Origin of the sequence: Peribacillus folii, assembly GCF_030271255.1 — a bacterium.
Lineage (GTDB): Bacteria > Bacillota > Bacilli > Bacillales > DSM-1321 > Peribacillus.
The window spans coordinates 431,322-451,731 of record NZ_JASJOM010000002.1; the positions used below are offsets into that span (position 1 = coordinate 431,322).

Here is a 20,410-nt window from a genome sequence, read left to right on the forward strand (position 1 = left end):
CTATTCCCTCCCGTTCTTTTTTCTCCTGTAATAAAAATATCGATCGATTGCAATGCCTCCGATAGCCGAAATGGCAGTGGCTATTATGGTCGGAAAAACGATGTCGGTTGGAGAATGGGCATCGTAATTCATGCGGATCGCGATGACTGTCGTCGGGATCAACGTTACGCTAGATGTATTGATTGCCAAAAAAGTGACCATTGAACGGCTGACCGTCGCTTTTCCGCCATTTAATTTCTTTAGCTGCTCCATGGCTTTAATCCCGAGAGGTGTAGCGGCATTCCCAAGACCGAATGTATTGGCCATCATATTCGATAGAATATACCCCATGGCTGGGTGATTGGGCGGGACTTCAGGAAATAACCATCGCATGAATGGCTTGAATAAGGTGGATAGCTTATCAAGAAGCCCCGATTCCTCGGCAATCTTCATCAAACCGAGCCAAAAAACAAGTATGCTCATCAGGCCCAGACAAAGGGTGACCGCTTCCTTTGCGCTGACAAAAAGGGCTTCGTTCACCTGATCCATCGTCCCATTGATCATGCCGAATACAATTCCAATCACGAACATTCCACCCCAAATATAATTAACCATTGCGTCCGATCCCCAATACTGCTTCAAACATCTCAGCCCAAGTTGTTTGGAATGAATGCTGGTTGAAGCTCTCTTTTGATTCTCCATAAAAAATCGAACGTGTACCTATCTTTTTCCCATCGAGATAAATGGAAGCCTTGCCGACCACTTCCGGAATTTTCCGCTGATCCTCCCATGCTTTCTTCGGCTTCAGCAATTTCATTTTCACCTTGACCAACTCACTTTCTTCCTTTGTAAGCGGGTATGTGAAATCATTTTTAATATATACCTTCCCTTTATAGGTTTTGTTCTTCAAATCTTTTACAGGCCCTTGCGGCAAGATTTCTGTCCGCTTATATTCCTTAAAAGCGGATTCATACATTTTAATGTGATCATTCCAATCATCCGGCCCATTCAATGTTACCGCGATCAGGTTATGCCCATTTTTTGTTGCCGTCGTGACCAAGGTACGTTTTGCCAGTTTCGTATAGCCGGTTTTCCCGCCTGTGCAATACTCATATAATTGTGTAAGCAGGCGGTTTTTGTTCTTCCATACATAATCCCATCGTTCAGTTGAATTGGGGGCTCTATGCACCTTCGTACCGGCAATCTTTGCATATGTTTCGTTTTGCATGGCATAGCGGGTCAGTATCGCCATGTCATACGCAGTGGAATAATGGTTTTTCGTATTATCAAGTCCATGCGGATTTGAAAAGTGAGTATTTTTCATGCCGATTTCTTCCGCTTTTTGATTCATCATCCAGACGAACCCATCCAGGCTGCCGCCAACTTTTTCGCTGATTGCGACCGCTGCATCATTCCCTGATCGCAGCATTAATCCATAAACCAAATCTTCCAGCTTGATTTTTTCGCCTTCTTTTAAATAAAGCGAAGAACCCTCAGTCCCAAATGCATTGCTGCTAACCTTAACTTTTTCATCCATTTCCCCGGATTCAATGGCCAGGATCGCCGTCATGATTTTTGTGATGCTAGCTATCCGATTCTTTTCATGTGCATTCACTTCATAAATGACCCGTCCGCTTTCCTCATCCATAAGGATCGCACTATGGGCGCTGACGGCTACATTTGCTTTGGCGCTTGGTATAGGTGCCATAAAAGACAACAGGAGAATGACAATACATAAACTCGATAACCCTGTATATGGAAAACGCATGAGTGCCCCCTCGTCTCTTTACTTGTTTTTGTACAAGTTTATGCAGCGGGACAAGGGTTATGAATAAAAAGATTCAAAACCTGGATGCATCACCATACAGCCATAAAAAAAAAAACGATAGGAGCCCCTATCGTTTTATTGTTCTATTATACTAATAATGCAGCGATCTCATCAATTTTCTTCGCACCGAATACGACTTCTTCATCATTGATGATCATAGCCGGGACGCTCATTACTTTATATTTCTTCTTGATTTCCTGGAAATTACTGATATCGACCATTTCCGCTTCAACATTAGGATTTTCGATCGCAATGCGCTGGGCACCGACAACAACATCCGGACAGTAATGACAGGCCAATGAAACCATAACCTTAATGTTCGCTTTCTTATTGATTCCCTTAATAGAATTCAAGATGGTCGAATCCAAAGCCTGACCGGGACCTGCTAAGTTATAGATGGCCAAAATGAACGAATTCAACTCGTGGCCGCCTGGTACACCATGATATTTGACTCCGCTATATTCACCGCTCGCATTCAGGAGGGAAACGACAGGGAACTTATCTGCATTGATTTTTTCCTCGATTTCCTTATTCTCGCCCTTCGAGTACAGCTCAAGGTGAAGCTTGTCACCTAGTTCAGCAACATCCAACAAAAAGTCACGCAATTCGACAGACTTTGGCAAGCTTTCATCCACGATGGATACCAGTGTGACATCGCTCTCCATCTTGCCGAAGATACCCTTCAACTGGCCGCGTAGTGCATCACTCAATAGTGCGCTTTTTCCAGCCGGAACAGCCGCTTGTTCCTTCTTCGCCGGTTTTTCCACCTGAGGCTCATCCTTGATCCCTAAGCGATCTTTTTCCTCGGCAATATATTTGCCGGCATCCGTTGCGGCAATCGCCCCGTCGGATACTGCCGTAATTATTTGGCGCAGGGATTTTGGCCTTAAGTCTCCAGCCGCGTATACCCCATTCACATTCGTCTGCATATCATCATCCGTAAGAATGTAGCCAGCGCGGTCCATTTCTATATGACCGCGGAAGATTTCCGTTTTCGGCTCATACCCTATGAATACGAATACCCCGAATGTATTGTCTTCCTCTTTCGCGATATATTCAAATTCAACTTTGGTTTTATTATTGATGAAGCGGGCACTTTGAATCATCCCGTCTCCATATACGCCAAGGATTTCCGTATTGAATTTCACTTCAATTTTATCATTCGCCATGACTTTATCCACGATGGACGGGGCACATGTGAAGCTTGATTCCCGGGCAATGATTGTAACTTTTGTAGCAAAACGAGTCAGGAAGATCGCCTCTTCTGCCGCTGCATAGCCAGCACCGATCACGAAAACCTCCAGCCCGTCAAAGAATTCCCCATCACACGTCGAGCAATAAGCTACGCCGCGCCCTGTAAATTCCTCTTCACCTGGAAATCCAAGCGTCCTTGGTGAAGCACCTGTTGCGATAATGATGGCGCGGGCATAATAATCCCCGCCAAGCGTTTTGACGACTTTTACCTCACCGGAAAAATCGACGCCCGTAACGTCAGCTTTTGCGAATTCCACGCCGAAGTCTTCATTCTGAAGTTTCATTTCTTCCACTAACCTTGGCCCGGAAATATGGCGGATCCCAGGATAGTTGGCTATTTCCGATGTGGTTGCAGCCTGGCCGCCGCCTGTCCCTTTTTCAAGGATGATGGTTTTCAATTTAGCTCGCCCTGCATAAACGCCAGCCGAGAGGCCTGCAGGTCCGCCGCCAATAATCAATAAATCATATATATTTTTCATTTTTGCGCTCCTTGCTGTAAATTAATTTCGTGCCAATCCGTTTATATCGACAAACAAAAGGCACTTATTTTAGGTAAGTGCCTTTTGCATTGATTGCTTGTCAGTCCCTGAATTCATTTATTGAAGAAAGGGTCGTCCCGAACAAAAGATTAAAGTTTTCCTACTAGGTCTAAACTTGGTTCTAGTGTATCTTCACCTGGAGTCCATTTAGCAGGGCAAACTTTATCTCCATGCTCAGCTACGAATTGTGCCGCTTGTACCTTTCTGACAAGCTCTTCAGCATTACGGCCGATTCCTAGGTCATTGATTTCATATGCTTTGATTTGTCCTTCAGGGTTAACGATGAATGTTCCGCGCAGCGCCAGCCCATCTTCTTCAATCAATACACCGAATTGACGGGATAATACGTTTGCCGGGTCAGCCAACATTGGATATTGGATTTTGCCGATTGTATCTGTAGCATCAGCCCAGCCTTTATGGCTGAAGTGAGTATCCGTGGAAACAGAGTATACTTCACAGCCGATTTCCTTGAATGTTTCATAGTTATCTTGAAGGTCGGCTAATTCCGTCGGACATACGAATGAGAAGTCAGCTGGGTAGAAAAAGAAGACTGCCCATTTTCCTTTTACATCTTCAAGTGTAACCTCTTTGAATTCTCCTGCATGGTAAGCTTGTACTTTAAAATCTTCAACATGTTTGTTAATCAATGACATATTAAATTCCTCCAATAGCTTTTTTTTATCTGCTCCTATTTATAATAATTATTAAATAGAAATTAGTCAATCAATATCCCTTAATAATTTTCAAGTTCACAAATTAGTCACAGTTTATATATTGATATACATTTATTAGGTTTGTTTATTCACTGTACTTTAAAATGGCTCACTCTCTACATTTTCATTACTATGTCAAGGTAATATCGAGACTCAAAATCATTATTTTGAAAGTTTCCATCTCCTCCTTTTTATATTAATATCCATTTCCCAAATGAGAATCAATTGCTGCGCCTCTGATATATATGGGCCAGCTCATCCTTTATAACATTTCCATTTGCCCCCTAAATGATTCTTCATCCGGTATATCAAACAAAAAAACCGAACCATTACGGCCCGGTTGTTTCCATTGCGATCCCACTTCATTCTGCATCCGCTATTGTTTTTTCCAGATAAGCTTCTTCGCCTCGGAGAACCTTCCCCCCGTTTGCGGCCAGTTTACAACGTCCCACCATTTATCCACATAGCTGGCGCGATCATTTTTATATTGAAGGTAATAGGCATGTTCCCACACATCAAGAACAAGGATCGGAATCGTATCCCATTGTGTGAGGACCATATGCAGCTCCGATTGGAGGATTTCTAGCCGCCTTGCCCTTGGCGCCCAGACCAATATCGCCCAGCCGACACCTTCAACCTGTTTGGCCGCTTCACTAAAATGGCTTTTAAAAGCTTCAAAGCTGCCAAAATCCTTCTCTATTTGTTTAAGTAAGTCTCCCCTTGGCTGCCCGCCACCTCCTGGAATCATCTCTTCCCAAAATAAGGTATGAAGATAATGACCTGACCCATGAAAGGCTGCTTCCTTTTCCCAATGCTTCAGTAAGGCATAATCTTTCGTTTCCCTCGCTTTTTCCATCATCAGCTCCGCTTTATTCAATCCGTCAACATAGGATTGATGATGCTTATCATGATGCAGCCTCATGATTTCCCTCGATATTGTCGGTTCTAATGCATCATAGGCATAAGGCAATGGCGGAAGTGTATGCTGCCCGATCGGGACGGACTGCCTGTCCTTGCTTCTGAACTCCAATTCAATTTGTTCTATTTCTGCATAAACCCGTGACATCTCTGCTTCAATCTCGACCATATCCTCATAATCCATTTCTTCCTCATCCAATTCCTTGGTCCACTGGGAAAGCCGTTCAATATTTGACAGTATTGGAGAATCGGTGATATCGATCTTTTCGAGGTATTGCATGATCTCATCGATCCAATCACTTACCTCTTTGGCATACTCTCTTAATTCGGACATCTTTCAGCCTCCTTGTAGCCTTATTACACAATAAATCATCAACGTATTTTATGTTTCAATTAGGCGGAGATTCCTTTTTACGATAAAAAAACAGCAAGGCCTGTGTGCCTTGCTGCTTTTTCATCTTGACTGTAACATTTTCGTGCGGTAATCCGTTTCATAAAACTCCAGCTCTTCACGCATCGTTTGGAAACCGCTCTCTAAGGCCTTCAAAATCGACACGATGCTGTCGGGTACACTTTTATGGAATTTTATCGAGTTCTTTCCTGTATACGCCGATCTGCTGTCCTCGAACCAACGATCTGATTTTGGGGAAAAGTATTCTTCGATACATTGATGATAGACTCTATAAAGCGTTATTTCAGCTGCAGCTTTATTGAAGTTTTCATTTTTAAGGACGATTTGACAAGCTTCCAAGCCCTCTTCACAACTGACAAGCATCCTTCTTAAACTGGAAAGGACCCCTTTATAATACATTTCATCGCCGCTTTTTTCCGCTTGAAGCTTAGAATAGGTCGTCTCATTCATAAATTCTTCTAGCTGAGCCACTGTCACTTCTAAAAAGCTTTTTACATCCTCAAGCTGAGATTTTACCAATGTATTCCCCAACCGTGAACCCTCCTCAAAATGTTTAAATATAATAGTCAATAGGTGTTTCTATATCATATGGTTTAGCTTGGTCAAGCGATATAAACACTTTCTCCAATTTTCGGAAATCGATATTTTCGAAATAACCAGCTAACTCTTTTTCTGAATTTATATACAAGCGTTTCCGATGCACCAAGCTTTGGTCTTTAAGAAGGCAGACCAGGGCAATGATATCGGCCATGCAAATCTCTCTCTTAGGGGTTTGGAATATGGGATTGGCAGGATAGGGCGTCCATTTCATGACCATCTCGTCGAAGTAACGAAGATAGAGCACATTCAATGACTTTTCTTCTTCATCCTTTATGTATTGTATAACGGATCGATTAAAAAATTCCTCAGGCGAATTCGACTTTTCCTTTTCAAGCCCAAATCCATTGCATGCAACAATTCTCACCTGCAATCCCCCCGCATTCATTTTTTTCTATATTATCACAATTCAAAGACAAATGTTATTCAATTGTTTCTTGAAATTTTTCAAAAAACAAATCCGCTTCCCCATTTTCAAAGCCTTCTTCGGATTGATCCGCAAGAGGCGGCAGCTCATCTATGGAATTGAGGCCGAAGTAATCCAAAAACTCCTTTGTCGTTCCATACAAATAAGCCCTGCCCGATCCTTCTGCACGGCCGACCTCTTTAATCAAGACTTTCGTGACGAGCGTATGGATTGGACGTTCGGTTTTGACACCGCGAATTTCATCGATTTCCGCCCTTGTAATCGGCTGCTTATAGGCAATGATTGCGAGTGTTTCCAACGCGGCCTGCGATAAACCTTGACTGCTTGATGTTTCAACAAGTTTTTTCAAATAATCCGAGTGTTCCTTTTTGGTCGTCATTTGATATACACCTGCTATTTCAATGACCTGGATCCCGCGTACATCCGCTGTATATTCTTCCTTCAACCCTTCAACAATATCGGTTGCTTGGTATTCCGTTATATCAAGGACAGAAGCAATCTGTTTGACGGAGAGCCCTTCATCTCCTGCTGCAAACAGCAATGCTTCAAGAATCCCTTTCCATTTAATAACTTCCAACTGTCTCTACACCTTCCTTAGCTCCAATCATGATTTCGGAAAAATTATCTTCCTGTTCAACGATAATTTCATTTAGCTTCATCAATTCCAGCACTGCCATAAAGGTGATGACGATATGTTCTTTAACCGGAACGGCGAACAATTCGAAAAAGCTCTTCTTCCCTTTGATCGTTTGCAGCTCCAGCATGATTTCATCCATTCGCTTTTCTATCGATATCTCTTGTTTCGTCACTTTCGTATAAAGCGGTTTTTGTATCTTTTGCCGCCGGAGCAGTTTTTGCAGGGCTCCCAGCATATCATATAAACTGATATTCAATTCCTGCTTATCGCTCTCCGCCTCCTTGGCATACACCGATAAATCACTTGGAGGTTTCGTGAACATCAAGCTGCGTTCTTCTTCCAGCTCCTTAAATTCTTCAGCAGCATTTTTATACTTTTTATATTCTAATAGTTTTTCCACAAGCTCATCCCGTGGATCTTCTTCAAATAGTTCCCCATCTTCATCGATCAGTTGTTCATCTTCATGCTTTGGCAGCAGCATTTTGCTCTTGATGGCAAGCAGCGTTGCAGCCATTACCAAATATTCGCTGGCGACATCCAATTCAAGGTGCTGCATCGTATGGATGTAGCCCAGGTATTGATCTGTAATATCTGCCATCGGAATATCGTAGATGTCTATTTCCAGGCGATTAATCAAATGCAGGAGTAAATCCATCGGACCTTCGAACGCATCAATTTTTATATTATAACCCATTAAATTACCCCATTTAAATCTGATTGGCCTAGATCAGGCCTATTTCTTTTACTATTCAAGTATAGTGGATTGCCTGCCTTTATCCAATAATAATAATTGGCACTCCGAAAGTTCTTGAGCGGATTCGAAACAATTGGGTCTATGCCCAATCACTTTTTTAAAACCAACATAACCTAGAAATGTAAGAATAGCAGAACACAAAGGAGGTACTCACATTATGGGTGCAGGTGGTTTCGGAAACGGCGGCGGATTCGCGTTTATAGTAGTATTGTTCATTTTGTTAGTAATCGTCGGTGCTTCTTGGTGTTAATGGAAGGCTGATGAAACAAGCTGATTGCTTAGCAATCGGCTTTCTTTATTTTCCAAGAAAAAATTCTATGCTACACTTAAACGGATAGACCGATATAATTGTGATTTGACACTGGCATCTTGTCCTTAGGTGATTCAACAATTAAAAGGGGGGCTCCTAATGAATTATGCGGAAGACTACCTTTCTTTCCTCGTCCATTTCCACGGGTCAAGGGATTATTTCGAATGCCATGAAATTCTCGAGGAATATTGGAAGGAAACCGCCCCAAAGGAGCGTGACTCCCATTGGGTCGGCCTCATCCAGATAGCCGTCGCCCTCTACCATGATCGAAGGGGCAATAAAAAAGGGGCTGCACGGACACTGGCAAAGGCGAGTGCAAATCTTCATGCTAAAAAGCCCGAACTTCACAAGCTTGGACTTGATTCCGAAAAGCTGTTGAAGATGCTCGGCGATGTCCATGAACGAATGCTATCCGGAAGCCCATATGCAAGCATCAACCTTCCGATTGCAGATCTTCGGTTAATCGAGATCTGTCGGTCACGATGCTTGCAGGAAGGATACATATGGTGCAGGAAAAGCGACATGAGCAATGCAGCTTTAATTGATAAGCATCTAATGCGGGATCGATCTGACGTCATTTCTGAGAGGGCCCGGCAATTATCCCTGCGACAAACAAGAATGGAGGACCGCCCTTAAAGGCGGCCCTCCATTCTCACTTTCCCATTCAAATCTCTTCACACCGGTCAAGAAAGCTCTCGGTAAACTCATTTGCCTTTAGTTCCTTATCAGGGTATTGCTCCTTGATTGCCCTGACCATCGTTTTACCGATTCCTTGCTGCCGAAATGATGGATTTACAGATATATGTTGGATCTCAATATGATGCTGAGAAACTTCAATCCCGATCAAGCCTGTAATCTCTTCATCTTTCCATAAGAACAGCTGTAGGTTTTCATCTGTTTCATAATTCTTCATGGTGTTGCGGAGCACTTTTATCTCTTTTTCATTTGGCATGAACGATAATAATCCCATGGCAAACTTCTCATAGCTTTTCTTATACTTAATCAACATAATATCCCTCGTTACTAAATAACGTTTTTATTATCTACCTGATTCGCTTTGAATTTATAACATTTCCATCATACATAAAAACCGCGTTCGTTTCAACATCACTTTCAGCACTTGATTATGTCTATGCCTTATGCTATGTATTACGCGATAAAAAACCAATATACGATCCCCCACATTAAAGCGGTTGCAAACATCATAAGCAACAGGGATCGATTACGTTTCGTCATTCCATACTCCTTTATGAACGGTCCAAATATTTAAATACCGAATTCATTTTACTATAACATAACACAATCTGACAAATATCCCTTGCAATCTTGCTTCGATTTTACTACATTGATAAGGTGCTCTTCGTTCATGTCGGGCATCCTGGGAACAAAAGCTATGGCCATGACTTGAGAATCCATCGGCGGTTTGTTGGCTAGAAAATATTTTTTTATGAAAATATGTATCTTTTTTGTCCTGTGCTTCGTCCAATACTATGTGTCTCCATTTAAAGCCCATCCCTTTAATGAAGAAACGAATTTCTGAAAAAAGTTTAGGAGGATTATGATGAAAAAAATGAATAAATGGGTCATTTTAACCATATTATTATGTCTATTATTGCCATATAAGGCTTTTGCAGATGCGGCTGTTGGTGAAATGATCGTCACTCTTGGAGAGAATTTGTCAAAAGAACAGAAGAATATGATATTGTCCGAAATGAAAGCCCCCGATGATGTAGAGGTCCTGACGGTCACGAACGCGGAGGAACATGAATATCTAGGAGATTATATTGCCAGCCGGCTAATCGGAACAAAGGCAATTTCATCTTCAGCGATTACATTGGAGGAAAAAGGCACTGGCCTTAAGCTCGAATCCAAAAACATTAACTGGGTCACCGATGAAATGTACATCAATGCCCTGGCGACAGCCGGAGTGAAAGATGCTAGTGTATATGTCACTGCGCCTATCCCCGTTTCCGGGACAGCTGCTCTGACAGGTGTCATCAAGGCCTATGAGCTTTCTTCCGATAAGAAAATTCCGGAAGACGTAAAACAGGCCGCCAATGAAGAAATGGTAAAAACGGCGAAATTGGGGGATGAAATCGGTACGGAGGAAGCATCCGCTTTGGTAACGAAAATTAAAGAGAATATGGCTGAAAACCCGCCAGCCAATACTGAAGAAGTGCGCAACGTGGTAGAATCCTCGGCGAAGGAACTTGGGATTTCCTTGAATGATGCCCAAGTACAAAGTCTTATCGACCTCTTCAATAAGCTGAAAGAACTGAATATTGATTGGAATGCGGTCGGGGATCAGCTTACTGCAGCAAAAGATAAGCTATCCAATTTCCTCGAATCCGAAGAAGGCCAATCATTTTTAGATAAGCTGAAAGAAGTATTCAGCAGTTTAATAGATGCCATCAAATCATTCTTCAACTAAACATGAGCAAAAAAGGCTTCGGAATGGTCTCCATTCCGAAGCTTTTTTTCATTTAAACGAAAAAACAGCAGGGAATCCTGATTATGATCATCAAGTTTCCCTACTGTTTGAAAGGTTCCCGTCAACCAGCTTTTTTATTCTTTGTTCGTGACAGCCGCTTCTTGAAGGGCCAAGTCCAAATGAATAAGATCGTCGAATGTTTCACGTTTGATGACAAGGCGGGCTTCGCCATTTTCGACAAAGACGACAGCCGGTCTTGGGATCCGATTGTAATTATTGGCCATCGAATAACCATACGCCCCTGTACAAAAGACTGCAAGCACATCTCCGCGTCCGGCTTTTGGCAAAGGTAAATCCCAAATCAGCATATCACCGCTTTCACAGCATTTACCAGCGATCGACACCGTTTCTTCTACAGGATCAAGCGGCCTGTTTGCCAAAATGGCATCATACTTGGCTTCATATAGCGCGGGACGTATGTTGTCACTCATGCCGCCATCAACCGCAATATACTTACGGACATTTGGCACTTGCTTTTCCGAACCTACTTTATATAAAGTCACACCGGCATCTCCGACCAATGACCGGCCAGGTTCGATCCAGATTTCAGGCATTTGCAGATTTGTATCGGAAATCAAATTCTGTACTTCCCTAACAATTTCTTCCACATATTGGGAAGCAGGAAGCGGGTCATCCTCTTGCGTATAGCGAATACCGAAGCCACCGCCAAGATTCAAGACCTTTGGCTGGTATCCTATCGATCCATGCCAGCTATCCAGCTTGCCAATGATTTTTTGTGCAGCAAGCAGGAAGCCTGTCGTTTGAAAGATTTGCGAACCAATATGGCAGTGCAGCCCCAGGACCTCCAGCCATTCGCTCTGCAGCGCTTGCCTTAGGGCGTCTTCCGCCTGGCCATTGATGAGATCGAAACCAAATTTGGAATCCTCCTGCCCCGTCAAGATATAATCATGCGTATGGGCTTCAATTCCCGGTGTAACACGAAGAAGGATTTTCACCTTTTGTTCACGGTTTGTACAAATCTCTTCCAACAGTGTCAACTCTGAAAAATTATCGACTACTATACAGCCAATTGTGTAATCCAAAGCCATATGTAGCTCTTCTTCACTTTTGTTGTTTCCATGGAAATGGATGCGTTCAGTCGGGAAATCCGCCTTGATGGCCGTATATAATTCCCCTGCCGAGACGACATCGAGGGAGAGTCCCTCCTGGTCAGCCAATTGAATCATGGCAATCGAAGAGAAGGCTTTACTTGCGTAAGCGACTTGCGCCGGGATCCCCATTTCTTCGAATGTCCTTTTGAATCCCCTTGCCCTCTCACGTATTAGCTCCACATCATAAACATATAATGGAGTCCCGAATTGCTCGATCAGCTCGATCGTATCAACGCCGCCAATCTCCAGATGCCCCCGCTCATTGACACCGCTGGTTCCGTACAAATGCATGATAGCCTCACCTTCCTGACTTAGAAACTAAAGATTAATAAGAAATGAGGCAGCCTCTACTAAAGAACCCCTTATATACATGTTGGGTCCTTCATATCGACAAGCCTCACTTGAATCAATCGATCATCCCATTTAAGTATTGTTATCTATGACTGCTCAGTAGTTCGAAGGGAAAGCCAGATTGGTTTAACGTCAAAGAGTCATGAAGGCTCTATCTGTCTGTGAAACCTAACTTTACCGCTTTATCCGAATAAAATTAAATTACCACAACTTTTCGACAACATCAACCTTAAGGTTTTCTTGGCTGCCTATATTTATCCTGGGGATGCACAATACTTGGACGCTCCACTGATCCTGGAAAAGGTCTTCTCAATATTATATGTGACAGAGCCTTCGGTTGAAATGGGAGAAGCGGCCATAAATACGGTGTATTTAAAGCTTTTATTCCAGCCAATAAAACAATGTAAAGAGTGATGCCAATGACTAGGCCAGGCACTTTAAATAAAGCGACCAACACCAGCAGGATCATTCGGGATATCTTATTGGCCACACCGAGTTCCAGGCTCGGGGTGACGAAGGTGCCGATGGTGGCCACGGAAGCATAGAGGACCACTTCTGGGACAAATAAACCGACGTCTATCGCTATTTGCCCGATGAGAACTGCCGCAACCAAGCCCATTGCCGTCGAAAGCGGCGTCGGGGTATGGACGGCTGCCATCCTCAGGAACTCGATCCCGATATCGGAAATGAAGATCTGGACCACGATTGGAATATGCGTTTTTTCATTCGGCCCGATAAACTCGAATTTATCCGGCAAAAGCGACGGTTCCAAACAAAACAACAACCAAATCGGCAGCAAATATACCGAAACGAAAATTCCCAAAAAACGTGTCCAGCGCACAAGCGTCCCCACTGCGGGTGCCTGTCGATACTCCTCAGCATGCTGCATATGATGGAAAAGAGTCGCGGGGGTAATGATGACACTCGGGGAGGTGTCCACATAAATTAGAACATGCCCCTCAAGTAAATGTGTTGCCGCAACATCGGCACGTTCGGTGTACCTAATGAGCGGGTAAGGATTATATCCTTGCTTGACGATGAACTCTTCAATCGTTTTATCGGACATCGTTAACCCATCCACATCAATGCTTTCCAATTCCTTACGGACGATATCAATCAAATCGGGGTCAGCAATTCCTTTAATGTATCCAATTGAAATATCCGTTTTGGAGCGTTCGCCAACGTGAAGCATTTCGAAACGTAATCGTTCATCCCGGATTCTTCGTCTTGTTATTGCCGTATTCACGATGATGTTTTCGACAAAACCATCCCGTGAACCACGAACGACTTTCTCGGTATCTGGTTCTTCAGGCTGTCTTCCTGGATAACTCCTGACATCCACGACCAATCCTATTGGTTTACCATCGACAACGATGACGATCAAACCGGATAATACTTGATCGACAAGTTCATCCATCGTACTTATTTCTTCAACGGATTGGTGAACGAGCAACCCTTTGACTTCATCAAAAATCTTTGTAGTCATGATTTCCGTGTTTTTATTATGGATCAGCGAGTCAAGAATTTCTATGATGTACTCCGAATCCGTCAGTCCGTTAATATAGTAAAGATGTACATCTTTTCTTAATACTTTTATCCTTCTTACGCCTAAGTCAAAGCTGACGCCTAGACCTACTTTTTCTTCCATGAATGCGTCCACTTCCGTTACCTTATTCGGAATCGGCTTCATGTTTTGCGGTTTTTCTGAAGACATCATGACCACTCCTTTCCAATATGATTTCCACCGCCAGCTTCGTGATCGGTGCACCCCTTTTACAGTCATCCTGGTGGGACATTTTACCGATATCCCCGATCCCCACAACGATCGGAACTTGCAAGCCATCGATGCAATACACCGTATCTCCTGTAATCCTTCCCAGCTCGAGTTCCTCGGCACCGAACTTATCGACGCCATTCGGTGTCAAATTACCGTCACGGTCGATACAGACATCGACCTTGGTCCATTCTTCCCTTCTAGTCTTTGAAGCGACCGCTATCACTCCAAGGACATTTATATCAGGATGCCCTGCAACCACCTTCATCGCCTGTTCACCAGATCCTTCCCCGATAAAGCCGCTATCATCAAACATGACCAATACCGGATCGTACTTCGCCTTTTTTATCAATCCAACTAGCTCCAAGCCCGTATATCGTGATGGATTTCCTTGGGACATGGAGATACATCGCCCGCCGATTTCCTTTGCTACACATTCCACAGCCCGTTTTGCATATTCATCTCCATCCGTAATCAATATCACATTTCGTTTGGTCACCATCTGGGGCCTACCTTTCATCAGGAATAGTTATCTAAAATTACATATCGACAAAATAAATCCATTGAAATAACGACCCGGCGATTTTCCCCAATACGAGTGCCATTAACAGATAAATGATTTTTTCTTGGATGCCGATTCGCTTTGACAAAACGGGGAAAACGTTAAGTACCTCGGTTAAGGCGGCTGCGAGCATCCCATTAAAGATCCCGTCAGCCAGGCCAATCGGAATCAATAACACTTGCGGAAGGAAAAACTCCGTTTCTTGAAGACCGAACCATGTTCCTGCGACAACACCGGCGATGATGGCTCCTTCGTAGTAATGGATCATTTTCATTGTTTTTGTCAGCTGAGTCAGTCTCGGAATCACACCAAGTACAGTTAAAAACGCTACAAAACCTGCACCTGTGGCAAAACCACCGGCTAAACCGGCAAAAATCCCAAAGATGATTCTACCTGTCATCAAGATGACGCACATTCTCCTTGTTTTCATTCATGGTGACATAACGGTCCAGGTCCTGCTGATAGTTGAACATTTCAACCTCGAGTGGACTAGGTTCCTCATTGAAGCGTTTTTTAAAGAAGTGGTTAAAAAATAGGATCATTCCCATTCCAAGGCCAAAGCTATATGGGATTTGGATCAATAATGGCTTTTCCTCCACTTTCCCCGTTATGATCGTAAAGATTTTTTGATGCACTTCCCCCATGCTGACGTCCACATGGAAATTCATGATGGTCATCGCACCACCGATGAATAGTAAGAACCAAACCAGTGCAAAAGTGAGAAAAGACATTTTCTTTTTCGTGAGAATGATTTCGATGATCGTTTGGGACGGCCCGAAGGTTTCTACTTCAACACCCGGATCCACCTTTCGAATCGCCATGATCACTTGGGCCAAATCAACGACGATGATACTCCTGTCTTCCTTCTTGACGGTCAGTAACAAGATATCTTCAATCATTCGAATCTCATCTTCAGGACCGATTATCCTTGCTATATCTTTTATCCTCACCGCCTGATTTCCATTTACTTGTACACGGTTCCTCATCCTGATATATACAACCGCCACGTTCATCACATCCCGACCTTTTATTTCCTTATGCTAGTAGTATGGATTGGAACCAGATTGAAAATGCAGGATGTGACCCATGTCCAAATATTACTAATTAAAAAAAAAAGACACGCTGCAATGACAGCATGTCTTTTTTTAAAATTAATGGGTTGGGAAGAACACGAGTTGGATCATGAAGATCACTCCAAAAATATAAATGAGCGGATGGACCGATTTGCCTTTACCGCTGAATAGCTTCATAAGTGGATACGTAATGAACCCAATTGCAATCCCAGTCGATATGCTTGACGTAAGCGGCATCGTCAAAATGATTGCAAACGCCGGAAATGCCTCATCGAACGTTTTCCAATTGACTTTCGCCAAGCCTTCCATCATGAAACAGCCGACGATAATCAAAACAGGAGCCGTGATTGCAGCAACTGACGATATGGCAGATATTAACGGAGAAAAGAAAATCGATGCAGCGAACAAGATTGCCACGACTGTAGCCGTCAAACCGGTACGCCCGCCTGCAGCCACACCCGTGCTTGATTCAACGTAAGCAGTGGATGGACTTGTTCCAAACAAGGAGCCGACTGTGGTAGCAATTGCGTCACCTAAAAATGCTTTCTTCGCACGCGGGATTTTACCGTCCTTCGTGAGCCCAGCCTGTTCCGTGACGCCGATCAAGGTACCTGTCGTATCGAAAATCGTCACAAGTAAAAAGGCGAACACAACCGAATATAAGGAATGGGTGAACACCCCTGCAATATCAATATCGAAAAATACAGGTGTTGGCGGCACAGATAAGACACCATTGAAATCGAGCAGACCGATGAAGTAGCCGATGACGGCCGTCACGATCATCCCAATGAAAATGGCCCCTTTGATATTGCGTGCCATCAAAATCAAGGTAATGAACAAGCCAGATAAGGCCAACACGGTTCCTGGCTGATGCAGGTCGCCGAGAGTTACCATCGTTGACTCATTAGGAACAACGATACCTGCGTTCTTCAAGCCGATAAACGCGATAAACAAGCCAATTCCGGATGTAATCCCATATTTTAAAGAATTCGGAATGGCATCAATGATCATTTTACGCAGGCTCGTCACACTAATTAATAAAAATAGCAAACCTGCAATGAAAACAGTCCCGAATACCGTCTGATACGAGAGGCCCTGCGCACCCACTACGCTAGCAAAATAAGCATTCAAACCCATGCCCGGCGCTATTGCAATCGGATACTTCGCGACCAGCCCCATTATAAGTGTACCTATGACCGCAGATATGACCGTTGCCATGAAAACCTGTTCAAACGGGATTCCGATTGAAGACAGCAACGCCGGATTCACGATCAGGATATAAACCATAGTCAAAAATGTCGTAACACCCGCCATGACTTCCGTACGGACATCCGTCCCATTTTCTTTCAGGGAAAAAAACTTTTCCATAAACATATTTAGACCTCCAGATCTAAAGGAAACACCGACAACCGTTTGCATGCAAAGACTTGGTGCCCTAGAATTGTACTGTAACGACGCTTTTTCTGCTGAATCATTCGCGAATGAATAAAAAACGAATGAAAATCGCGACCTTTACTATAATATTCGTTTTTAACTTTAAATTCAATAAAAAAATCTGATTGGCAGCGATTTTTTGATATTTTTTTATCCTTCCCGGAAGATAAGAAGTCAATCACCTTCATTTTTTCCCAAAACGAGAAATATTCAAAATGAAAAACCACATGAATCATTGATTCATGTGGTTTTTCATTTGCTGAAGAATCTTCTTTTCGAGCCTCGATACCTGAACTTGCGAAATACCAAGCCTCGCAGCCACTTCCGATTGCGTCTGGTCCTTGTAATATCTCAGGAAAACGATCAGTCTCTCGCGTTCGTTCAATTCATGGATTGCCTCTTTTAAAGCGATTTGATCGAACCAGGATGTTTCATTATGGTCGGCAATCTGATCGAGAAGCGTAATCGGATCGCCATCGTTTTCATAAACCGTTTCATGGATGGATGAAGGGCTCCTGCTAGCTTCTTGGGCCATGATGATTTCCTCAGGCGACAGCTCAAGGTGTTCCGCCAGTTCATTGACAGTCGGGACACGGCCGTACGTCTTGGAAAGCTCCTCTTTCGCCCTGCGGATTTTATTTGCCATCTCCTTTAAGGACCGGCTGACCTTGACGGTCCCATCGTCACGGATAAAGCGTTGGATTTCACCAATGATCATCGGCACAGCATACGTTGAGAACTTCACTTCAAACGATAAGTCAAATTTATCCACGGATTTCAACAGACCAATGCAGCCGATTTGATAAAGATCATCCGGTTCATACCCTCGATTGAGGAATCTTTGAACCACTGACCATACAAGCCTGAGATTACTATTGACGATCAAGTTCCTTGCATCTTGGTCGCCGCTTTGGCTGCGTTTGATTAAACTCCGCAATTCCTCATCTTTTAAATGGGGCTGGCCTTTTTTGCTTTTCTCGTTTTTAACCTCCACATCCATATGCAAGTCTCCCTTAATTGCACAAAGCTCTGCTTGTAGTTAAGTGCTTTTTTAATCGAATGATCGTGCCTTCACCCTTATGGGATACGATATTGATTTCATCCATGAAGTTTTCCATAATGGTAAATCCCATACCAGATCGTTCAAGCTCCGGCTTGGTCGTGAACAGCGGTTGTTTGGCCTCCTCGACGTCCTCAATGCCCAAGCCTTCATCCCTGATGGTCAGCTCGACAGTATCTCCTTCGATAACCGCTGAAATGTAGACCCAGCCCTCAGGGTCACTTTCATACCCATGGATGATCGAATTGGTAACTGCCTCAGACACGACCGTCTTGATTTCCGTCAATTCATCCATCGTCGGATCCAATTGGGCAATGAATGCAGCAACCGTCACCCTGGCAAAAGATTCATTTTGGCTTAATGCAGAAAATTTCGTTTCCATTTTATTTTTCATCTTAGGCAACCCCCAGTCTTTGCAAAGCGTTTTTTTCGGATAGTTCCATTTTAACAATTTTAAACAACCCTGACATCTCAAATAACCGCTTTACTGCTGGAGAAATTGCACAGACCACCATTTCACCTTGCTTTTTATTCACTTGCTTATATCGCCCTAAAATGACGCCGAGCCCTGAACTGTCCATAAAGTGCAATTCTTCCATGTTAAGGATGATATGCTGGATGTTATGCTTTTGAATGGCTGCCTCTGCCTGGTTTTTCAATTTTTCTGCTGTATGATGATCCAAATCACCTTTGAGACGAATGCACAATACTCGATTCTTCGCCTCCATATTTATCGTAAGACTCAATATATACAGCCTCCTTCACTGTCTTATAAGAGTCAAATTCTCTTTTTCACCTGCCGATTCCTTCTTAACAACAAAACTAGTGCAGTTTCGCCTAAATTAGTACTATTACCTAGCATTGCGACATTTTTTTTATTTTGCTTGTGTGAACATGCCGAAAGCTCGTTTATACAATTGCCACCAGCTCGCATTTTTTACAGCTTCCTTCGCGACGATCGGTGATTTCACATACACCTTGCCATCTTTCTTCAATTCAAGCGTCCCAATTTCATCACCCTTTTGAATCGGTGCTTTCAAGTCCTTATCAAGCGTGATTTTTTTAGTGAAGTCCTTGGCCGTTCCGTTCTTGGCCGTCAAAACTGAAATGGGCTCGCTTGTCACACCGACAACCGACTTCTTGCTGCCTTTGCTTACCTTCGTTTCCCCTAACGCCTCGCCGCGTTTATAAATCGGATAGGTGATGTATTGTGAAAATGCGTAATCCAGCATCTTCGTAACCTGTGCGTTCCGTTCCTTTGGGGAAGCCGCTCCGAATACGACGGCAATGACGCGCATATTCCCTTTTTTTGCGGTGGCCGTCAAACAATACTTCGCTTCATTCGTGAAGCCTGTCTTCAAACCATCCACGCCTGGATAAAATTTAACCAACCTGTTCGTGTTCACAAGCCAGAATTTCTTTTCAGTATTTTCACGGAGATAGTCCTCATATGTACCCGTGAACCTTGTAATCGTATCGTATTTCAAAAGCTCCTTCGCCATGATCGACATATCATGGGCCGAACTGTAATGATCCTTAACCGGAAGGCCGGTTGCGTTTTGAAACTTTGTATTCTTTAATCCAAGGTCTTTTGCCTTCTCATTCATTTTCTTGACGAATTCTTCTTCAGATCCGGCTAGGCGTTCAGCCATGGCTACCGACGCATCATTCGCCGAACCAATCGAGATGCCCTTAAGCATTTGCTCTGTGGTCATTTCTTCACCTGGCTCGAGGAAAATCTGTGATCCCCCCATCGATGCCGCATACTCGCTCGTCCTGACTTTTTCCTTCATGCTAAGCTCGCCTTTATCAATCGCTTCCATGATCAGCAGCATCGTCATAATTTTCGTCATGCTTGCTGGCGATAGACGAACATCCGAATTTTTATCATAGAGCACGGTACCTGTATCTCGCTCAATCAAAATGGCGGATTTAGCATTCGCAGCCAAGTCCACCCCTTTATTTTCCGCTGCCTTTGTATGTGGGATGCCAAAACTTATTGCCATTAATACGGTTAAAAATAGTGAAAGAACCCGCTTCATCTCCATACCCTCCAATCTTTATATCATTTATTTTTTCCACAAAACCCATTTTTATACAGTTAAGATAAATTTTGAGCCTTCATAGATGCACGAGTGCCTGAAGTCGATTGGAAGAGAAGGCGCCGAGGCCTCTGAACGGACCG

23 protein-coding genes are annotated in these 20,410 nt (G+C 43.4%); 3 read left to right on the forward strand and 20 right to left on the reverse strand.

Annotated elements, in window-relative coordinates:
• The 9 genes from QNI08_RS04730 to QNI08_RS04770 all read right to left on the reverse strand — a co-directional run bounded on the left by QNI08_RS04730 (window position 1) and on the right by QNI08_RS04770 (window position 7,998).
• Window positions 1-594 (reverse strand): nucleoside recognition domain-containing protein, encoded by a 594-nt coding sequence (locus QNI08_RS04730; protein WP_285766273.1) that lies wholly within the window; start codon window positions 592-594, stop codon window positions 1-3.
• Window positions 587-1,747 (reverse strand): D-alanyl-D-alanine carboxypeptidase family protein, encoded by a 1,161-nt coding sequence (locus tag QNI08_RS04735; RefSeq protein WP_483313739.1) that lies wholly within the window; start codon window positions 1,745-1,747, stop codon window positions 587-589. Before QNI08_RS04735 ends, QNI08_RS04730 begins: the two co-directional genes overlap by 8 nt.
• 146 nt (window positions 1,748-1,893) lie before the next feature.
• On the reverse strand, window positions 1,894-3,540 hold the full coding sequence (locus QNI08_RS04740; protein WP_285766274.1) for an FAD-dependent oxidoreductase: 1,647 nt from the start codon (window positions 3,538-3,540) through the stop codon (window positions 1,894-1,896).
• Between the two features lie 149 nt (window positions 3,541-3,689).
• Window positions 3,690-4,253: an alkyl hydroperoxide reductase subunit C gene (gene ahpC / locus QNI08_RS04745; protein ID WP_285766275.1), complete on the reverse strand. Its 564-nt coding sequence runs from the start codon at window positions 4,251-4,253 to the stop codon at window positions 3,690-3,692.
• A gap of 436 nt (window positions 4,254-4,689) precedes the next feature.
• The gene (locus QNI08_RS04750) at window positions 4,690-5,565 is read right to left on the reverse strand and encodes a superoxide dismutase (protein ID WP_285766276.1); all 876 of its coding nucleotides are present in this window, start codon (window positions 5,563-5,565) and stop codon (window positions 4,690-4,692) included.
• A 120-nt stretch (window positions 5,566-5,685) separates the two neighbouring features.
• Entirely contained in the window at window positions 5,686-6,174 is a 489-nt protein-coding gene (locus QNI08_RS04755; protein WP_285766277.1) for a YpuI family protein, read from the reverse strand.
• 22 nt (window positions 6,175-6,196) lie between these two features.
• Window positions 6,197-6,607 (reverse strand): hypothetical protein, encoded by a 411-nt coding sequence (locus tag QNI08_RS04760; protein ID WP_285766278.1) that lies wholly within the window; start codon window positions 6,605-6,607, stop codon window positions 6,197-6,199.
• 55 nt (window positions 6,608-6,662) lie between these two features.
• On the reverse strand, window positions 6,663-7,244 hold the full coding sequence (gene scpB / locus QNI08_RS04765; RefSeq protein WP_285766279.1) for an SMC-Scp complex subunit ScpB: 582 nt from the start codon (window positions 7,242-7,244) through the stop codon (window positions 6,663-6,665).
• Entirely contained in the window at window positions 7,231-7,998 is a 768-nt protein-coding gene (locus QNI08_RS04770) for a segregation/condensation protein A (protein WP_285766280.1), read from the reverse strand. Before QNI08_RS04770 ends, scpB begins: the two co-directional genes overlap by 14 nt.
• 217 nt (window positions 7,999-8,215) lie before the next feature.
• Between QNI08_RS04770 and QNI08_RS04775 the strand changes: the two genes are divergently transcribed.
• The gene (locus tag QNI08_RS04775) at window positions 8,216-8,308 is read left to right on the forward strand and encodes a YjcZ family sporulation protein (protein WP_072273196.1); all 93 of its coding nucleotides are present in this window, start codon (window positions 8,216-8,218) and stop codon (window positions 8,306-8,308) included.
• 159 nt (window positions 8,309-8,467) lie between these two features.
• A complete protein-coding gene (locus tag QNI08_RS04780) occupies window positions 8,468-9,004 on the forward strand; it encodes a DUF309 domain-containing protein (RefSeq protein WP_285766281.1) in 537 nt (178 codons plus the stop codon).
• A 28-nt stretch (window positions 9,005-9,032) separates the two neighbouring features.
• Here QNI08_RS04780 and QNI08_RS04785 read toward each other — a convergent pair whose 3' ends face one another.
• Complete coding sequence (locus tag QNI08_RS04785; RefSeq protein ID WP_285766282.1) at window positions 9,033-9,377, reverse strand: GNAT family N-acetyltransferase; 345 nt, start codon at window positions 9,375-9,377, stop codon at window positions 9,033-9,035.
• 552 nt (window positions 9,378-9,929) lie between these two features.
• Here QNI08_RS04785 and QNI08_RS04790 point away from each other — a divergent pair.
• Window positions 9,930-10,799 carry a DUF1002 domain-containing protein gene (locus tag QNI08_RS04790; RefSeq protein ID WP_285766339.1) on the forward strand — a complete coding sequence of 290 codons (870 nt, stop codon included), beginning with the start codon at window positions 9,930-9,932 and terminating at the stop codon, window positions 10,797-10,799.
• Window positions 10,800-10,933: 134 nt separating this feature from the next.
• Here the strand turns inward: QNI08_RS04790 and lysA are convergent, their stop codons facing one another.
• From lysA to QNI08_RS04840, 10 genes are all read right to left on the reverse strand, one after another.
• Window positions 10,934-12,262 carry a diaminopimelate decarboxylase gene (gene lysA / locus QNI08_RS04795; protein ID WP_285766283.1) on the reverse strand — a complete coding sequence of 443 codons (1,329 nt, stop codon included), beginning with the start codon at window positions 12,260-12,262 and terminating at the stop codon, window positions 10,934-10,936.
• A gap of 289 nt (window positions 12,263-12,551) precedes the next feature.
• A complete protein-coding gene (locus QNI08_RS04800; RefSeq protein ID WP_483313740.1) occupies window positions 12,552-14,039 on the reverse strand; it encodes a spore germination protein in 1,488 nt (495 codons plus the stop codon).
• Window positions 13,993-14,598 (reverse strand): stage V sporulation protein SpoVABEA, encoded by a 606-nt coding sequence (spoVAEA, locus tag QNI08_RS04805; RefSeq protein WP_285766285.1) that lies wholly within the window; start codon window positions 14,596-14,598, stop codon window positions 13,993-13,995. The genes QNI08_RS04800 and spoVAEA overlap by 47 nt, the downstream gene beginning before the upstream one ends.
• Before the next feature lie 37 nt (window positions 14,599-14,635).
• The gene (locus tag QNI08_RS04810; RefSeq protein ID WP_285766340.1) at window positions 14,636-15,058 is read right to left on the reverse strand and encodes a stage V sporulation protein AB; all 423 of its coding nucleotides are present in this window, start codon (window positions 15,056-15,058) and stop codon (window positions 14,636-14,638) included.
• Entirely contained in the window at window positions 15,048-15,644 is a 597-nt protein-coding gene (locus tag QNI08_RS04815) for a stage V sporulation protein AA (RefSeq protein ID WP_483313744.1), read from the reverse strand. Before QNI08_RS04815 ends, QNI08_RS04810 begins: the two co-directional genes overlap by 11 nt.
• Before the next feature lie 165 nt (window positions 15,645-15,809).
• Entirely contained in the window at window positions 15,810-17,099 is a 1,290-nt protein-coding gene (locus QNI08_RS04820; RefSeq protein WP_285766341.1) for an NCS2 family permease, read from the reverse strand.
• Between the two features lie 298 nt (window positions 17,100-17,397).
• Window positions 17,398-18,165: an RNA polymerase sporulation sigma factor SigF gene (gene sigF / locus QNI08_RS04825; RefSeq protein ID WP_285766287.1), complete on the reverse strand. Its 768-nt coding sequence runs from the start codon at window positions 18,163-18,165 to the stop codon at window positions 17,398-17,400.
• A gap of 13 nt (window positions 18,166-18,178) precedes the next feature.
• A complete protein-coding gene (spoIIAB, locus tag QNI08_RS04830; RefSeq protein ID WP_057914309.1) occupies window positions 18,179-18,619 on the reverse strand; it encodes an anti-sigma F factor in 441 nt (146 codons plus the stop codon).
• A 1-nt stretch (window position 18,620) separates the two neighbouring features.
• Window positions 18,621-18,971, reverse strand: coding sequence for an anti-sigma F factor antagonist (gene spoIIAA, locus QNI08_RS04835; protein WP_057914308.1), 351 nt, complete (start codon window positions 18,969-18,971; stop codon window positions 18,621-18,623).
• Between the two features lie 129 nt (window positions 18,972-19,100).
• On the reverse strand, window positions 19,101-20,267 hold the full coding sequence (locus tag QNI08_RS04840; RefSeq protein ID WP_285766288.1) for a D-alanyl-D-alanine carboxypeptidase family protein: 1,167 nt from the start codon (window positions 20,265-20,267) through the stop codon (window positions 19,101-19,103).
• Between the last annotated feature and the right edge of the window lie 143 nt (window positions 20,268-20,410).

Excerpts from the sequence above, each read along its gene's own strand:
- QNI08_RS04730 (WP_285766273.1), bottom strand. The coding sequence starts at position 594 with ATGGTTAATTATATTTGGGGTGGAATGTTCGTGATTGGAATTGTATTC.
- QNI08_RS04735 (WP_483313739.1), bottom strand. The coding sequence starts at position 1,747 with ATGCGTTTTCCATATACAGGGTTATCGAGTTTATGTATTGTCATTCTC.
- QNI08_RS04740 (WP_285766274.1), bottom strand. The coding sequence starts at position 3,540 with ATGAAAAATATATATGATTTATTGATTATTGGCGGCGGACCTGCAGGC.
- ahpC (WP_285766275.1), bottom strand. The coding sequence starts at position 4,253 with ATGTCATTGATTAACAAACATGTTGAAGATTTTAAAGTACAAGCTTAC.
- QNI08_RS04750 (WP_285766276.1), bottom strand. The coding sequence starts at position 5,565 with ATGTCCGAATTAAGAGAGTATGCCAAAGAGGTAAGTGATTGGATCGAT.
- QNI08_RS04770 (WP_285766280.1), bottom strand. The coding sequence starts at position 7,998 with ATGGGTTATAATATAAAAATTGATGCGTTCGAAGGTCCGATGGATTTA.
- QNI08_RS04775 (WP_072273196.1), top strand. The coding sequence starts at position 8,216 with ATGGGTGCAGGTGGTTTCGGAAACGGCGGCGGATTCGCGTTTATAGTA.
- QNI08_RS04780 (WP_285766281.1), top strand. The coding sequence starts at position 8,468 with ATGAATTATGCGGAAGACTACCTTTCTTTCCTCGTCCATTTCCACGGG.
- QNI08_RS04785 (WP_285766282.1), bottom strand. The coding sequence starts at position 9,377 with ATGTTGATTAAGTATAAGAAAAGCTATGAGAAGTTTGCCATGGGATTA.
- QNI08_RS04790 (WP_285766339.1), top strand. The coding sequence starts at position 9,930 with ATGAAAAAAATGAATAAATGGGTCATTTTAACCATATTATTATGTCTA.
- lysA (WP_285766283.1), bottom strand. The coding sequence starts at position 12,262 with ATGCATTTGTACGGAACCAGCGGTGTCAATGAGCGGGGGCATCTGGAG.
- QNI08_RS04800 (WP_483313740.1), bottom strand. The coding sequence starts at position 14,039 with ATGATGTCTTCAGAAAAACCGCAAAACATGAAGCCGATTCCGAATAAG.
- spoVAEA (WP_285766285.1), bottom strand. The coding sequence starts at position 14,598 with ATGGTGACCAAACGAAATGTGATATTGATTACGGATGGAGATGAATAT.
- QNI08_RS04810 (WP_285766340.1), bottom strand. The coding sequence starts at position 15,058 with ATGACAGGTAGAATCATCTTTGGGATTTTTGCCGGTTTAGCCGGTGGT.
- QNI08_RS04815 (WP_483313744.1), bottom strand. The coding sequence starts at position 15,644 with ATGAGGAACCGTGTACAAGTAAATGGAAATCAGGCGGTGAGGATAAAA.
- QNI08_RS04820 (WP_285766341.1), bottom strand. The coding sequence starts at position 17,099 with ATGGAAAAGTTTTTTTCCCTGAAAGAAAATGGGACGGATGTCCGTACG.
- sigF (WP_285766287.1), bottom strand. The coding sequence starts at position 18,165 with ATGGATGTGGAGGTTAAAAACGAGAAAAGCAAAAAAGGCCAGCCCCAT.
- spoIIAB (WP_057914309.1), bottom strand. The coding sequence starts at position 18,619 with ATGAAAAATAAAATGGAAACGAAATTTTCTGCATTAAGCCAAAATGAA.
- QNI08_RS04840 (WP_285766288.1), bottom strand. The coding sequence starts at position 20,267 with ATGAAGCGGGTTCTTTCACTATTTTTAACCGTATTAATGGCAATAAGT.